Genomic DNA, 13,515 nt, shown 5'->3' with positions numbered 1-13,515 from the left:
GCGGTCCATCATGCGCTCAGCCGTTTCAGTTTCTCAGCCGGCATGATCGGATAGACCTCGCCTTTGGAACGGACGGCAAACATCGTCTTGCCGCCGATGTCGATCTCTTCGCCGTGCTCGACCAGCTCGTACATCACTGGCCGCGCCACCAGCGCTTCCAGCCGCCCGCGCACCAGCACATAGGGCTTCAGGCCACCTGTCTCGTCCTCGTCGACGAATCGCAGCGGATGCTCCGCCCCAGCCTCGACCACATCGCCGACATTGGTACGAAAGGTGATGATTTGCCCGTCGCCGGCGCCCGACACATCCATCTCGACGGCGATGAAGGGCGCGTCGGCGACGCGGATGCCGACCTTTTCCACCGGCGTCACCAGATAGGTCTTGCCGTCGTCGTCCTTGCGCAGCACCGAGGAGAAAAGCTGCACCAGCGGCATCCGGCCGATCGGCGTTCCCAGATAGAACCAGGTGCCGTCCTGCTTGATCTCCATGTCGAGATCGACGCAAAATGCCGGATTCCAGCGTTCCACCGGCGCCGGCCCCTTGCCGGCGCGCGTCGCGCGCGAGACCAGCGCCTCTAGCCCACGCGCCTCGGTCGCGGCCGTCAGGCTCTCTTCACGATGCTCGGCGGCTTCTGTCATGGTCACGAAATAGTCACTGTTGTTCCGCTTGTCAGCCTAAGTCTGTGATTTAAGTTCTTTGCAGGCGCCATGCGAGGCCGAATCGCGGCATTCTGCGGCCCCCAAGGTGCCAAGCGGTATTTCCAACCAGAAGGATCGATGCTGCATGAGCGTTATGATCAAGGAAAGCCCGATCAGCGAAAAGGACATGGTGGCGCAGGCCGAGAAGGCGCTGGCTGACATTTCGAGGGTCCGCGACGGCGTCGGCCGGGTCATCTTCGGCCAGGAAAGCGTCGTCGAGCGCACGCTCGTCGCATTGCTGGCAGGCGGCCATGCACTGCTGGTCGGGGTGCCCGGCCTTGCCAAGACCAAGCTGGTCGAAACGCTGGGCATCGTGCTCGGCCTCGATTCGCGCCGCATCCAGTTCACGCCCGACCTGATGCCATCCGACATTCTCGGCTCAGAGGTGATGGAGCAGGATGAATTCGGCAAGCGTTCGTTCCGCTTCATTTCCGGACCGATCTTCGCGCAACTGCTGATGGCCGACGAGATCAACCGCGCCTCGCCGCGCACCCAGTCGGCGCTGCTGCAGTCGATGCAGGAATACCACGTCACCATTGCCGGCGTGCGCCATGACCTGCCGGCGCCGTTCCATGTTCTGGCGACGCAGAACCCGCTGGAGCAGGAGGGCACCTATCCGCTGCCCGAGGCTCAGCTCGACCGCTTCCTGATGCAGGTCGACATCCTTTACCCCGAGATCGAGGCGGAGCGCCGCATCCTGCTGGAAACCACCGGCATCGAGGATGCCAAGGCCGAAAACGTGCTGCAGCCGACGCGGCTGAAGGACATCCAGACGCTCATCCGCCGCATGCCGGTGCCTGAAAGCGTCGTCGAGGCGATCCTCAAGCTGGTGCGCTCGGCGCGTCCCGGCCAGGGGAACGCCGATACCGACAAGCACGTCGCCTGGGGCCCGGGCCCGCGCGCCAGTCAGGCGCTGACGCTGTGCGCCCGCGCCCGCGCCCTCTATGACGGCCGGCTGGCGCCGTCGGTCGACGATGTCCGCGCACTGGCCGAGCCGGTGCTGCAGCACCGCATGGCGCTGACCTTCGCCGCCCGCGCCGAGGGCACCACGGTACGCGACGTCGTGGCGAAGCTCGCGAAAGGGATTTGATGGCGCGCATCGGTGAAGCGCAGGCACCGACAGCGACGCGCGATGCGCTCGCCAGAGGCCGGTTGCGGGCTTCCCTGGTGCCGGACCTGCTGGTCGAGGCGCGCCGCATCGTCAACACGGTGATTGCCGGCTGGCATGGCCGTCGCAAGCGCGGCATCGGCGAGAATTTTTGGCAGTTCCGGCCCTATGTCGAAGGCGATTCCTCGCGCATCGACTGGCGCCGCTCGGCGCGCGACGACCACACCTATGTCCGCGACCGCGAATGGGAGGCCGCCCATACGGTGTGGCTGTGGGCCGACCCCTCGCCTTCCATGCTCTACAAATCGACCGGAGCCAGCGTTTCCAAGGAGTCGCGCGCTCTGGTGCTGGCGCTGGCCATGGCCGAGCTTTTGTCGCGCAGCGGCGAGCGCATTGCCTGGCCGGGCCTGACCGACCCGTTCACCGCCCGCAATGGCGCCGAGCGCATCGCGGCGCAACTGATGCACGCCGCCGACCTGCCGGCAAAGCCCGACCTGTCCGGCATCCGCCGCTTCTGCGACATCGTCATCGTCAGCGATTTCCTCGACCCGGTTGAGGACACCATAGCCTGGCTGGACGTGCTCGCCCGCCACGGCGTGCGCGCCCATCTGATCGAGGTCGCCGATCCGGCCGAGGAAAGCTTCCCCTATGCGGGGCGCACCGAATTCACCGATCCTGAGACCGGCGACAAGCTGACCGCCGGCCGCGCCGAAATGCTGGGCGAAGAATATCGCCTGCTTTATGCCGCCCGCCGCCAGGAACTGGCCGCGTGGTGCAAACGGCTTGGCTGGAGCTTTACCGTCAATCATACCGACCGCCTTGCCTCCGAGGCGCTGGTGCGCATCCACATGGCGATGACCGCCGAGGGCGCCTTTGCCGGGAGGGCTCGCGCATGAGTTGGCTGCCGCTCTCCTTCGGGGCGCCGATGGTGCTGTGGGGCCTGCTGGCGCTGCCGGTGATCTGGTGGCTTCTGCGGCTGACCCCGCCCAGGCCGCAAACCGAGGTGTTTCCGCCGCTCAGGATTCTCGCCCGCGTGCTGAGGCGCGAAGAAACGCCGCAGCAGAGCCCGTGGTGGCTGACGTTGCTCAGGCTGCTGATGGCCGCGCTTATCGTGGCAGCACTTGCCGAGCCCGTCTTCAACCCGCGCGAAAAGCTGCCGGCCGAGGGCGCTGCCCTGGCGCTGGTGATCGACAATGACTGGGCAAGTGCCGCCGACTGGGGTAAGCGCGTCGCCACCGCCGAGCGGCTGATCGCCGATGCCAATTCGAACGGTGTGCCGGTGCTCATCGCTTTCACCGCCGAGAAGCCGAATGCCGAGATCGGTCCCTTCGATGCCGCTGCCGCGCTCAACCGGCTGCGCGCGGCAAAGCCGCGCCCGATCCCGACCGACCGCCCCGCCGTCTATGCCCGCGTCGCATCAGCCCTGGAGTCGCTGCCGGGCACCAGCGTTGCCGTGCTCGCCGATGGCCTGGCGGCGCAAGGCGACGAAGCCGCCTTCAACACGCTGTTGTCGAAGAACGCAGCACGCGTCGTCTGGGCCGTCTCCGACCGACTGTCGCTGACCGGCCTGACCGGCGCCGATAACCAGGTCGACGGCTTCGCCCTGACCGCCATCCGCGCACCGGGCGATCCGGCACCTGTACAGGTGACGGCCGGCGCCTTCGACGACAAGGGCCGCCGCATCGCCGACGCGACGCTGACCTTTGCCCCGGGCGTAACCACCGCCACCGCCACGATGGCGGTGCCGTTCGAACTCCGCAACGACTTCGCCTACATCGCGCTCGATGGCGAACGCCAGGCCGGTGCCGTCCGCGTGCTCGATGAGAGCTCGAAACGCCGCCGCGTCGGGCTGCTGTCGCAGGCCGAGGCCGACCAGGCGCAACCGCTGCTGTCGCCGCTCTACTACATCCGCCGCGCCCTGCAGCCCTTCGCCGATCTCGTCGAGCCGTCCAGCGTCGATCTCGCCGATGCCATCCCGCAACTGCTCGATCAGAAACCGGCGATGATCGTCATGGCCGATGTCGGCACCATTCCGGAACAGGCCCGGGAAAGGCTGGTCGACTGGGTCGACAAGGGCGGCACGCTGGTGCGTTTTGCCGGTTCGCGGCTCGCCGCTGCCGGCAATGACGACGACCTGCTGCCGGTCCGGCTCCGCACAGGCGAGCGCTCGCTGGGCGGCGCGCTGTCATGGACGGCGCCGCAGCCGGTCACCGAATTCCCGAAAACCGGCCCCTTCGCCGACCTCGCGCCGCCCACCGAGGTCACCGTCACCAGGCAGGTGCTGGCCGAACCGACGCCCGATATCGTCGAGCGCACCTGGGCCACCCTTGCCGACGGTACGCCGCTGGTGACCGGGATGAAGAAGGACAAGGGTACGCTCGTGCTGTTCCACGTCACCCCCGAGGCGACATGGTCCAACCTGCCGATCTCCGGCAGCTTCGTCGAGATGCTGCGGCGCATCGTGCAACTGTCGCGCAACCAGGGAGCGGCGGTCGCCAATGCCGAAGCCGCCGCCACGTCGCTGGCACCTTATCGCATGATCGCCGCCGACGGCACGCTGGTGCCGCCGACGCCGGACGCCAGGCCGCTGGTGCCCGGCGCCGGCCCGCTGCCGGTGACGCTGGAAAACCCGCCCGGCCTCTACGGCTCCGAGACGGGGGTATTCGCTCACAATCTGCTCGGTGGCGACAGCGCATTCACGCCGCTGGCCCGGCCTGAGATCACCGTGCCGGTCACCACCGTCCAGTATGCCTTCGACGAGCAGCGCAACCTCAAAGGTCCGCTTGTCACGGCCACCCTGGTGCTGATGGTGCTCGACACGCTTGCCGTATTCTGGATGGGCGGCCTGTTGTCGCGCCGCCCGCGCCGTCCCGGTGCTGCGGCGACGGCAGCCGTCCTGCTGATTGCGCTCGGCGCCTTGATTGGCCACGCGGACGTCGCGCGTGCCGACGACGCCAAACCGGGAGATACGGAGGCGATCGGGGACATTTCAAAGACCCGGATCGCCTATGTGCTGACCGGCGAGCCGGGTGTCGACTCGATCAGCCGCGCCGGGCTCGAAGGCCTGACCCGCTTTCTCATCGAAAAAACCGCGCTCGAACCCGGAGCACCGGCCGGCGTCGACATCTCGAAGGACGAACTGTCCTTCTACCCGCTGATCTACTGGCCGATCGATCCCGCCGCCCCGATGCCGAGCGAGGCCGCCATCGCCCGTATCGACGCCTATATGCAGCAGGGCGGAACGGTCTTGTTCGACACCCGCGACCAGTTCGCCAACGGCATTGGTGCGGATTCGACCAGCCCCGCAACGGAGCGGCTGCGCGACATCCTCGGCAACCTCAACGTGCCACCGCTGGAACCGGTGCCTTCGGACCACGTGCTGACCAAATCCTTCTACATCCTTCCAGAGTTTCCCGGCCGCTTTGCCGGCAGCCCGCTTTGGGTCGAGGCATCGCTCGAAGCCAGCAACACCGAGCACCGCCCGGTGCGCACCGGCGACGGCGTTTCCCCGATCATGATCACCGCCAATGATTTCGCCGGCGCCTGGGCGGTCGACGAGAATGGCGACCCGCTATTGCCGACCGTGCCGTCGGATCCGATGCAGCGCATCTATGCGCTGCGCGCCGGCGTCAACATCATGATGTACATGCTGACCGGCAACTACAAATCCGACCAGGTGCACGTCCCGGTGCTGCTCGAACGGCTGGGGCAATAGACCATGAATTGGTCGCTCGCCTTCGAACCGCTCATCACTTGGCCGCTGCTCGCCGTGGTTCTGTTGCCGCTGCTGCTGCTGGCGCTGGTCGGCCTTTGGTTTCGCCAGCGCGGCGCGATCTTCCGCCTGGCAGCCCTGATTGCGCTGGCTGCGGCGTTGCTCAATCCGGTATTCCTCGACGAAGAGCGCGAGCCGCTGAAAAGTATCGTCGCCGTCGTCGTCGATCGCAGCCAGAGCCAGGATATAGGCGACCGCACCAAGCAGACCGACGCGGCCTTGGCCGGGCTTCAGCAGCGTCTCGGCCGCTTCAAGCAGTTCGACGTCCGTGTCGTCGAAGCCGGCAAGTCCGAAGCCGCCGACGAGCGCACCGAGACGCGGTTGTTTTCCTCGCTCGAAAATGCTTTCCGAGACGTGCCGCCGTCGCGCATTGGCGGCGCCATCATGATCACCGACGGCGAGGTGCATGACGCGCCGCTTGGCGCACCCGACTTCAATGCCCCTCTGCATGCGCTGATTACCGGCAACGACCATGAAAAGGACCGTCGCATCCGCTTCGAGAATGCGCCGCGCTTCGGCCTCGTCGGCAAGCCGCTCGACATGACCTATCGCGTCATCGCCACCAACAACGAAACCGGCCCGGTCGATGTCCGCGTATCGGTCAACGGCGAGCAGGTATCGGTCGAGCACGCCAACATCGGCCAGGCGATGCCGCTGCAGGTGACCATTCCCAGCGCCGGGCGCAACATCGTCGAACTCGCCATCGACCACGAACCGGGCGAACTCACCGATACCAACAACCGCGCCATCGCGCTGATCGACGGCATCCGCGAAAATCTGCGCGTGCTGCTCGTGTCCGGCGAACCACATGCCGGCGAGCGCACCTGGCGCAATTTGCTGAAATCCGACGCTTCGGTCGACCTGGTGCACTTCACCATCCTGCGCCCACCGGAAAAGCAGGACGGCACGCCGATCAACGAGTTGTCGCTGATCGCCTTCCCGACACGCGAGCTGTTCGTCGAGAAGATCAAGGATTTCGACCTGATCATCTTCGACCGCTATCAGCACCGCGACGTGCTGCCGATCCTCTATTACGACTACATTTCCGAATATGTCGAAAAAGGCGGCGCGCTGCTAATCGCGGCAGGCCCCGAATATGCCGGCGAAAGCTCGATCGCCCGCACGCCGCTGATGTCGGCGCTGCCGGCAATGCCGACCGGCGAGGTCATCGACAAGGCCTTCTACCCACGTCTCACCGATACCGGCCAGCGCCATCCGGTCACGCGCGGGCTCGACGGCTCCGCAACCGAGCCGCCGCACTGGAGCCGCTGGTTCCGCACCATCGGCGTCGAGAACCCCGAGGGCGAGGTGGTGATGAAGGGCGCCGACAACCGGCCGCTGCTGCTGCTCGACCGCAAGGGCGAAGGCCGCGTCGGCATGCTTTTGTCCGATCAGGGCTGGCTATGGGCGCGCGGCTTCGAGGGCGGCGGCCCGCATGTCCAGCTCTACCGACGCATCGCCCACTGGCTGATGAAGGAGCCCGAACTCGAGGAGGAGCGGCTGACCGCCGACGGCCGCGGCATGGTGCTTGAAATTCGCCGCCAGACGATGAGCGACGACCCCGGCCCGGCGCAGGTCATCACGCCGTCCGGCAAGGCACTGATCGTCAGGCTCGAGAAATCCGAGCCAGGCGTCTTCCTCGGCAGCGTCGAGACCAGCGAAATCGGTCTCTATCAGGTCGGCAATGGCGACCTGACGGCATTGGCCCATGTCGGGCCTGTCAACGCGCCGGAATTCACCGACGTCGTCTCCACCGAGAACCGGCTGAAACCGCCGGCTGAGGCAACCGGCGGCAGCGTTCGCCGGCTGGCGCCGGCCTCGGCGATTGGCAATCTCACCAGCACTGTCACGCTGCCCTCCATCGTCCCGGTTCGTGCCTCGGGCGCTGCCTCCGGCAACGACTGGATCGGCCTGCGCACCACCGACGACAGCGTGCTCAAGGCCGTCTCGCGCGTGCCGCTGTTCGGCGGCTTCCTCGGCCTCGGCCTGCTGCTTCTGGCGATGGGCTCGATGTGGTACCGCGAAGGACGGTAGTTCCCTTCTCTCTCCCTGCAAACGGGGCGAGGGAGGAGCTCTATTCCTCCGGCTCCGTCGTGAACATCAGCGGGTAGCCCTTAGCCTTGCCGGCATCGGTTGCCCGCGCCGCCTTGGTCTCGGCGACATCCCTGGTGAAGACGGCGACGACACAGACGCCGCGCCGGTGAGCGGTGATCATAACCCTATGTGCCTGGTCTTCACTGAGCTTGAACTCGGCCTTGAGCACCGTCACGACGAATTCGCGCGGCGTGAAGTCGTCATTGACCAGGATGACCTTGTAGAGCTTCGGCCGTTCGACCTTCGGCTTCGTGCTGGTACGGGGTTTTGTCGTGATTTCAGGCATTGGACCGGCAATTGCGTACGACAGCTTTGCGGTCATTTTGACATGGGCAAAAGCGGTCGTCCATTCAACCGCGCGCGATCGGCTTCCCGGCGAGCGCAGTTCACAAATCCATGCCTATGTGGGAACTGCCGTTTGGCGTTCAACCGGCGGTGTGGGCCGGGACCGGCCGTACTGTCTGCACGCCAACAAAAGATGACCGCTCCAGGCAAATCGCAACTGGAGCGGTCTTCTCATACGGCAGAAGATGTCGCTTGATCAGGCCTTCGGAGCTGCCTTGACCGCGTGCTTCTTGTGCTTCTTGACGGTCTTCTTGGCAGCGACCTTCTTCACGGCCTTGGCCGGCGCAGCGGTCGTCGTTGTCGTCGCAGCCGGGGTGGTGGTCGCGGCATTGGCGCTGCTGGCGCCGAGAACCGGCATCGAGAGGGCCAGCGCGATGGCGAGACCGAGGGCGGAGAGGAGGGACTTTTTCATGGCTTCACTTCCTTTTTGTGCAGATCGGATTGAGTGTCACTGAACGGGATCGATCGGTGTCACTCCAAGCAGCTTCAAAGCGTTCGCGAGCATCCGGATTCCCTGTGCCTGTTTCTTGTTGGCGCAGAACCGGTTTCCCTTTCTTTGAAGTGCTTTCGCCGCGGTGACCTGCGTTGCCGCGGCATGGGTTTCGAGGGCTTCGTCAAACTGGCGGTTCAGATCGATGCAACGCTCGCTGCGGGTGGTCGCCACCTTTGCATCGGCCGCCTTTGAATTGGCCGCCTTTGCATCGGCCAGCTTTGCATCGGCATGTTCGACCGCAGCCGTGACGAGCGAAATGGAAAGCAACGCACCCATCAGACTGATCGAGAACCTTTGCATTGGTCTGTCCGTAATCCCGTAACGCGTGTCGCAGCCGATGACCTGACCGCCACGGCACCACTTATGCCTTTGTTTTTTTTCGGCAGTTTTTCCGGATTGTAGAATTTTGTTTCTGGATTGTTTCTGGGCGGCCCGGATCGAGCTGCCGATCTCCACTGGCCAACTTATGGCCTGAATTCTATCGTCTGGCTGACGGCCGAAGCACCGCTTGGGCGATCCACAAATGACAGGTTTCCTGTGAAATCCGACCCCCACATACTGATCGTCGACGACGACAAGGGCATTCGCGACCTGCTTCAGGAATTTTTCCAGAAGCGAGGGCTGCATACATCGGTCGCCGCCGACGGCACCGAGATGGAGACCGTGCTGCGCCGCGCCCAGGTCGACCTGATCGTTCTGGACGTCATGCTGCCCGGCAAGAGCGGCCTGGAGCTCTGCCGCGAGTTGCGCGCCAATTATTCGACACCGATCATCATGCTGACCGCGGTCACCGAGACCACCGACCGCGTCGTCGGCCTGGAGATGGGCGCCGACGACTACGTGCCGAAACCCTTCGATCCGCGCGAGCTGCTCGCACGCATTCGTGCCGTCTTGAGGCGTAATGGCACCGCCGAACCGCGACGTGCCGCTTCGCGGCAGATCTACCATTTCGCCGGCTGGACGATGGACTGTTCGCGCCGCCGGTTGATGGCGCCCGGCGACGTCAGGATCGAGCTAACGATGGCCGAATTCAATCTCCTGCAGACCTTCGTCAAGAGCGCGCAACGCGTACTGAGCCGCGAGCAGCTCATCGAGCTGTCCGGCGGCGACAGCGGCTACAGCTTCGACCGCAGCGTCGACATTCTGGTCAGCCGGCTGCGGCGCAAGATGGAGGACGACCCGAAAACGCCGAAGCTGATCCTGACGGTGCGCAGCGGCGGCTATCAGTTCCTGCCTGAGACGACCTCCGAATGAGACGCATTCTGCCGCAAACGCTGCCGGCCTGGGTGCTGCTCATCGTCATCGCCGGCCTGCTGATCAGCCAGATCGCGACCCTCTACATCGTTTCGCGCGACCGTGCCGCCGCCAATGAAGTCGTCGATCTCTACCGGCTCAACGACCGCGCCTTCTCGCTGGTACAGCTGATGCATGATGCTACGCCGGAACAGCGCAAGGCGACGGCCTCCGGCCTGTTCAACGCCACTTACGCGCTCACCGTCTCCGGCACGCCCGCCGTCACTTCGTCGATAGCCGGCGACGACGAGCTGGCCGAATTGGAGGACATATTGGTCGGTCGGCTATCGAAGTTCGGCATCACCGACGCGCGGGTCCGCCGTGACCCGGCAACGCACGAAGCCGACGCTCCCGGTGGGACGGTCGCAGGTCCCGATATTGGCCAGGTCGAGCGCGACCTGCTGGTGCTGGCCGCCGATTTCGCCCAGAGCGACAAGCTGACCGCTTCGCTTCGCTTTGCCGACGGCCAATGGCTGAACTTCACCGAACCGAACACGCCGGCCGGGCCGATACTGAGCTTCGATAGCCTGCCACTCTATGCCTTGATCGCCGGGCTGGTGGTGGCTTCCTCGATCTGGTCGCTGCGCCGGCTGACGGCGCCCTACCGGATGATGGAGACCGCGGTGAAGCGGATCGGCGAGGACCTGAAGAGCCCGCCGATCGCCGAGAGCGGCAGCCGCGAGGTGCGTACCGCGGCGAAGGCGGTCAATGCCATGCAGGCAAGGCTGCGCGCCTATGTCGAGGACCGCGAGCACCTCGCTGCGGCGCTCGCGCACGACCTGCGCACGCCACTGACCAGGATGCGGCTGCGCCTCGAACTGCTCAGGAATTCGACCATTCGCGCCGCACTGGCGCACGACCTCGCCGACATCGAAGGCATTGCCAGCTCGGTCATCGACTTCGCCACTTTCGAAGTGACCGAGGAGAAGAGCGAGAGGATCGATTTCTGGTCGCTCGTCGAATCGGTCGCCGACGGCTACAAAGAGGTCTCGTTCGACAATGACGATGCGCGCTCGCGCGGCCTGATCTGCATAGCGCGGCCGGTCGCGCTGCGGCGCTGCGTCACCAACCTCGTCCAGAATGCGGTGACGTACGGCAAGAAGGCGCATCTCAGCCTGCGCCAATCGGACAGGACCATCACGCTGGCGATCCGCGACGAGGGGCCGGGCATACCGCAGGCCGAGCTCGACGCCGTGTTCGGCTCGTTCGTGCGCCTGGAACAGTCGCGCAACCGCCAGACCGGCGGCCTCGGCCTCGGCCTGACCATAGCCCGCAATATCGCCCGCGGCGCCGGCGGCGAAGTCAGCCTGTCCAACCATCCCGATGGCGGCCTGTTGACGGAGCTGCGCCTGCCGCTGGCGGTTTAGCTTGCGGTATCGGGCTAAGCTGGCGTTCCTTCGCGCCCCCCCTCTGTCCTGCCGGACATCTCCCCCACAGGTGGGGAAATTGGCTGTCGCCGCCGATTTCGCCAACTACAAACGTTGGAGTGTGAGAGCCGTCTGCGAAACCGCCGATCTCCCCCCAAGTGGGGGAGATGTCCGGCAGGACAGAGGGGGGCGCGACAGAACTCGGCGTTGGTCTTGGTTCTCTCCCCAAGGAGAAAAACTACCTTCGAAGCACCGCGCTCAGCACATCCCTGACGCCGATGGCACCGACGAAGCGCGACTGATCGTCGAACAGCGCCACGGGTGCTGTCTGTGAGCGATGCATGGCCAGCATCACCGTCTTCAGCGAGGTGCCGGGATTGGCCCAGAACACCTGCGCCGTCTCCTCCGGCTGAGCCTCGACGTCGGCGCAGGAGACCCACACCGCCGGCTTGCCGTCGCGCTCGGCCGCCGCCACCAGCCCATGCTCGTCGATCTTGAAGCGCGTCGTCTTGCGGCGGTCGAGCCACACCCAGCCGTTTTCGCCATGTTCGAGGTCGCGGCGGTCGCGCATGACGTTCCAGGCGGTCAGCACCGAGAGCGGGTTCACATTGGCGATGAAGTCGCGGACATAGTCGTTGGCAGGCCGCAGCACGATGTCTTCCGGCGCGCCGGTCTGCACGATGCGCCCGCCCTCCATGATGGTGATGTGGGTGCCGATCTTCAGCGCCTCCTCGAGGTCGTGGCTGACGAAGATGATGGTCTTCTTCAGTTCGGCCTGAAGCTGCAGCAGCTCGTCCTGCAGCTTGGTCCGGATCAGCGGATCGAGCGCCGAGAACGGCTCGTCCATCAGCAGGATCGGCGCCTCGGTGGCGAAGGCGCGCGCCAGGCCGACGCGCTGCTGCATGCCGCCGGAAAGCTCATGCGCGTATTTCTTCGACCACTGGTCGAGATGAACCAGCTTCAGCTGTTTGCTCACCCGCTCCTTGCGCTCGGCTTCCGGTACGCCGGCGAGCTCGAGGCCAAGGCCGACATTTTCCTCCACTGTGCGCCAAGGCAGCAGGCCGAACTGCTGGAACACCATTGCCACCTGCTTTTGCCGCAACCGCCGAAGCGTCGCCTCGTCGCAGGTGACGACGTCGACCGTACCATCGCCGTCCTTGACCAGCACCTGGCCGCGCGAGACGACGTTCAGCCGGTTGACGGCTCTGAGCAGCGTCGATTTGCCGGAGCCGGACAGGCCCATCAGCACCGAAATCTCACCCTCGTGCACGGTGAGGCTGGCACCGGCACAGCCCAGCACGTTACCGGTCTGTTCGAGGATCTCGGCACGGGTGGCGCCGCTGTCGATCAGCGCCAGCGAACCGGCCTGGTCGGCGCCAAAGACGATGTCGACATTCCTGAAATCGACGGCGACGGTCATTTCTTGCCTCCCACGCCGATGCGCGTCATTCGATCAAGCACGATGGCGAGCACGACGATGGCCAGACCTGCCTCAAGCCCGAGGTCGATCCGGCGCGACCCGAGCGCCCGGTTGATTTCTGTGCCGAGGCCGCCGGCGCCGATCAGGGCGGCGAACACCACCATCGACAGCGACAACATGATCGATTGGGTCAGCCCAGCCATGATGGTCGGCAGTGCCGAAGGCAGCTCGACCTTCCACAGCAGCTGGCGCTTGGTGGCGCCGAACGCTTCGCCCGCCTCGACGATCGATTTCGGCACCGAGGTGACGCCGAGATGGGTGAGCCGAACCGAGGTCGGGATGACGAAGATGATGGTGACGATCAGGCCGGGCGCGTTGCCGAGGCCGAACAGGGTCAGCACCGGGATCAGGTAGACGAAGGTCGGCAGCGTCTGCATCAGGTCGAGCACCGGCAGCATGACGCGATAGATCTTCGGCTTGTGCGCGGCCCAGATGCCGAGCGGCACGCCAATGGCCATCGAGACGGCGGCGGCGGCAACGACCAGCACCAGCGTCTCCACTGTCTGCTTCCACAGGTTCTGGTTGAGGATGAACAGCAACCCGATGAACACCGCCAAAGCAAGGCCTTTCGAACGCTGCAGGAAATAGGCGAGCAAAGCGATCAGGGCGATCAGCAGAACCGGCGGCAGCAACAGCAACCCGTCGACGATGCCATCGAGCAGGAAGTTGAGGCTGTTGGAGAAAGCCCTGAAGACGGTGTCGAAATTGTCGGTGAGAAAGCCGAAAAACGCCTTCCCCCACGCGCCTACGGGGATCTTGTAGCTGACCAGGAATTTGGAGATCGGATCCATCTAGCCCCTCTTCTGCCGGCGCCGTCCTTTGCCGGACGGTCATCTTGTCACAGGATATGAAAAAGGGCAGCCAT

The 13,515-nt window shown here is 65.2% G+C and carries 12 protein-coding genes; 6 read left to right on the top strand and 6 right to left on the bottom strand.

The genetic code is table 11. The features are described 5' to 3' along the window. Positions 1-8: 8 nt before the first annotated feature. The gene (locus NKH29_RS15710) at positions 9-638 is read right to left on the bottom strand and encodes a DUF1285 domain-containing protein (RefSeq protein ID WP_353000153.1); all 630 of its coding nucleotides are present in this window, start codon (positions 636-638) and stop codon (positions 9-11) included. A 145-nt stretch (positions 639-783) separates the two neighbouring features. Here NKH29_RS15710 and NKH29_RS15705 point away from each other — a divergent pair, with 145 nt between their 5' ends. Genes NKH29_RS15705 through NKH29_RS15690 form a run of 4 tightly spaced genes read left to right on the top strand, consistent with a single transcriptional unit; the run spans position 784 to position 7,612 of the window. After that, a complete protein-coding gene (locus tag NKH29_RS15705; RefSeq protein ID WP_023719219.1) occupies positions 784-1,788 on the top strand; it encodes an AAA family ATPase in 1,005 nt (334 codons plus the stop codon). Next, entirely contained in the window at positions 1,788-2,702 is a 915-nt protein-coding gene (locus NKH29_RS15700; protein ID WP_352546818.1) for a DUF58 domain-containing protein, read from the top strand. The genes NKH29_RS15705 and NKH29_RS15700 overlap by 1 nt, the downstream gene beginning before the upstream one ends. Next, complete coding sequence (locus tag NKH29_RS15695; RefSeq protein ID WP_353000084.1) at positions 2,699-5,521, top strand: DUF4159 domain-containing protein; 2,823 nt, start codon at positions 2,699-2,701, stop codon at positions 5,519-5,521. Before NKH29_RS15700 ends, NKH29_RS15695 begins: the two co-directional genes overlap by 4 nt. 3 nt (positions 5,522-5,524) lie before the next feature. Then, a complete protein-coding gene (locus NKH29_RS15690) occupies positions 5,525-7,612 on the top strand; it encodes a membrane protein (protein WP_023719222.1) in 2,088 nt (695 codons plus the stop codon). Positions 7,613-7,652: 40 nt separating this feature from the next. Here the strand turns inward: NKH29_RS15690 and clpS are convergent, their stop codons facing one another. The 3 genes from clpS to NKH29_RS15675 all read right to left on the bottom strand — a co-directional run bounded on the left by clpS (position 7,653) and on the right by NKH29_RS15675 (position 8,810). Continuing rightward, complete coding sequence (gene clpS / locus NKH29_RS15685) at positions 7,653-7,958, bottom strand: ATP-dependent Clp protease adapter ClpS (RefSeq protein ID WP_023719223.1); 306 nt, start codon at positions 7,956-7,958, stop codon at positions 7,653-7,655. Between the two features lie 255 nt (positions 7,959-8,213). After that, positions 8,214-8,429, bottom strand: coding sequence for a hypothetical protein (locus tag NKH29_RS15680; RefSeq protein WP_023719224.1), 216 nt, complete (start codon positions 8,427-8,429; stop codon positions 8,214-8,216). A gap of 36 nt (positions 8,430-8,465) precedes the next feature. After that, a complete protein-coding gene (locus NKH29_RS15675) occupies positions 8,466-8,810 on the bottom strand; it encodes a hypothetical protein (RefSeq protein ID WP_023719225.1) in 345 nt (114 codons plus the stop codon). 237 nt (positions 8,811-9,047) lie between these two features. Between NKH29_RS15675 and NKH29_RS15670 the strand changes: the two genes are divergently transcribed. Together NKH29_RS15670 and NKH29_RS15665 are read left to right on the top strand one after the other, a co-directional pair. Continuing rightward, complete coding sequence (locus tag NKH29_RS15670) at positions 9,048-9,764, top strand: response regulator (RefSeq protein ID WP_023719226.1); 717 nt, start codon at positions 9,048-9,050, stop codon at positions 9,762-9,764. Continuing rightward, positions 9,761-11,170 carry an ATP-binding protein gene (locus NKH29_RS15665; protein WP_353000082.1) on the top strand — a complete coding sequence of 470 codons (1,410 nt, stop codon included), beginning with the start codon at positions 9,761-9,763 and terminating at the stop codon, positions 11,168-11,170. The genes NKH29_RS15670 and NKH29_RS15665 overlap by 4 nt, the downstream gene beginning before the upstream one ends. Positions 11,171-11,408: 238 nt before the next feature. Here the strand turns inward: NKH29_RS15665 and choV are convergent, their stop codons facing one another. Together choV and choW are read right to left on the bottom strand one after the other, a co-directional pair. Beyond that, positions 11,409-12,590, bottom strand: a complete 1,182-nt coding sequence (gene choV / locus NKH29_RS15660) for a choline ABC transporter ATP-binding protein (RefSeq protein WP_023719229.1) — start codon at positions 12,588-12,590, stop codon at positions 11,409-11,411. Continuing rightward, the gene (gene choW / locus NKH29_RS15655; RefSeq protein WP_352640762.1) at positions 12,587-13,441 is read right to left on the bottom strand and encodes a choline ABC transporter permease subunit; all 855 of its coding nucleotides are present in this window, start codon (positions 13,439-13,441) and stop codon (positions 12,587-12,589) included. Before choW ends, choV begins: the two co-directional genes overlap by 4 nt. Positions 13,442-13,515 lie beyond the last annotated feature (74 nt).

It is taken from the genome of Mesorhizobium sp. M1295 (assembly GCF_040318135.1).
In the GTDB taxonomy this organism is placed as follows: domain Bacteria; phylum Pseudomonadota; class Alphaproteobacteria; order Rhizobiales; family Rhizobiaceae; genus Mesorhizobium.
The sequence above is the reverse complement of the archived record's forward strand: the minus strand, read 5'-3'. Positions and strand labels throughout refer to the sequence as shown.

Excerpts from the sequence above, each read along its gene's own strand:
- NKH29_RS15665 (WP_353000082.1), top strand. The coding sequence starts at position 9,761 with ATGAGACGCATTCTGCCGCAAACGCTGCCGGCCTGGGTGCTGCTCATC.
- clpS (WP_023719223.1), bottom strand. The coding sequence starts at position 7,958 with ATGCCTGAAATCACGACAAAACCCCGTACCAGCACGAAGCCGAAGGTC.
- NKH29_RS15675 (WP_023719225.1), bottom strand. The coding sequence starts at position 8,810 with ATGCAAAGGTTCTCGATCAGTCTGATGGGTGCGTTGCTTTCCATTTCG.
- NKH29_RS15695 (WP_353000084.1), top strand. The coding sequence starts at position 2,699 with ATGAGTTGGCTGCCGCTCTCCTTCGGGGCGCCGATGGTGCTGTGGGGC.
- NKH29_RS15710 (WP_353000153.1), bottom strand. The coding sequence starts at position 638 with ATGACAGAAGCCGCCGAGCATCGTGAAGAGAGCCTGACGGCCGCGACC.
- choW (WP_352640762.1), bottom strand. The coding sequence starts at position 13,441 with ATGGATCCGATCTCCAAATTCCTGGTCAGCTACAAGATCCCCGTAGGC.
- choV (WP_023719229.1), bottom strand. The coding sequence starts at position 12,590 with ATGACCGTCGCCGTCGATTTCAGGAATGTCGACATCGTCTTTGGCGCC.
- NKH29_RS15705 (WP_023719219.1), top strand. The coding sequence starts at position 784 with ATGAGCGTTATGATCAAGGAAAGCCCGATCAGCGAAAAGGACATGGTG.
- NKH29_RS15680 (WP_023719224.1), bottom strand. The coding sequence starts at position 8,429 with ATGAAAAAGTCCCTCCTCTCCGCCCTCGGTCTCGCCATCGCGCTGGCC.
- NKH29_RS15700 (WP_352546818.1), top strand. The coding sequence starts at position 1,788 with ATGGCGCGCATCGGTGAAGCGCAGGCACCGACAGCGACGCGCGATGCG.
- NKH29_RS15690 (WP_023719222.1), top strand. The coding sequence starts at position 5,525 with ATGAATTGGTCGCTCGCCTTCGAACCGCTCATCACTTGGCCGCTGCTC.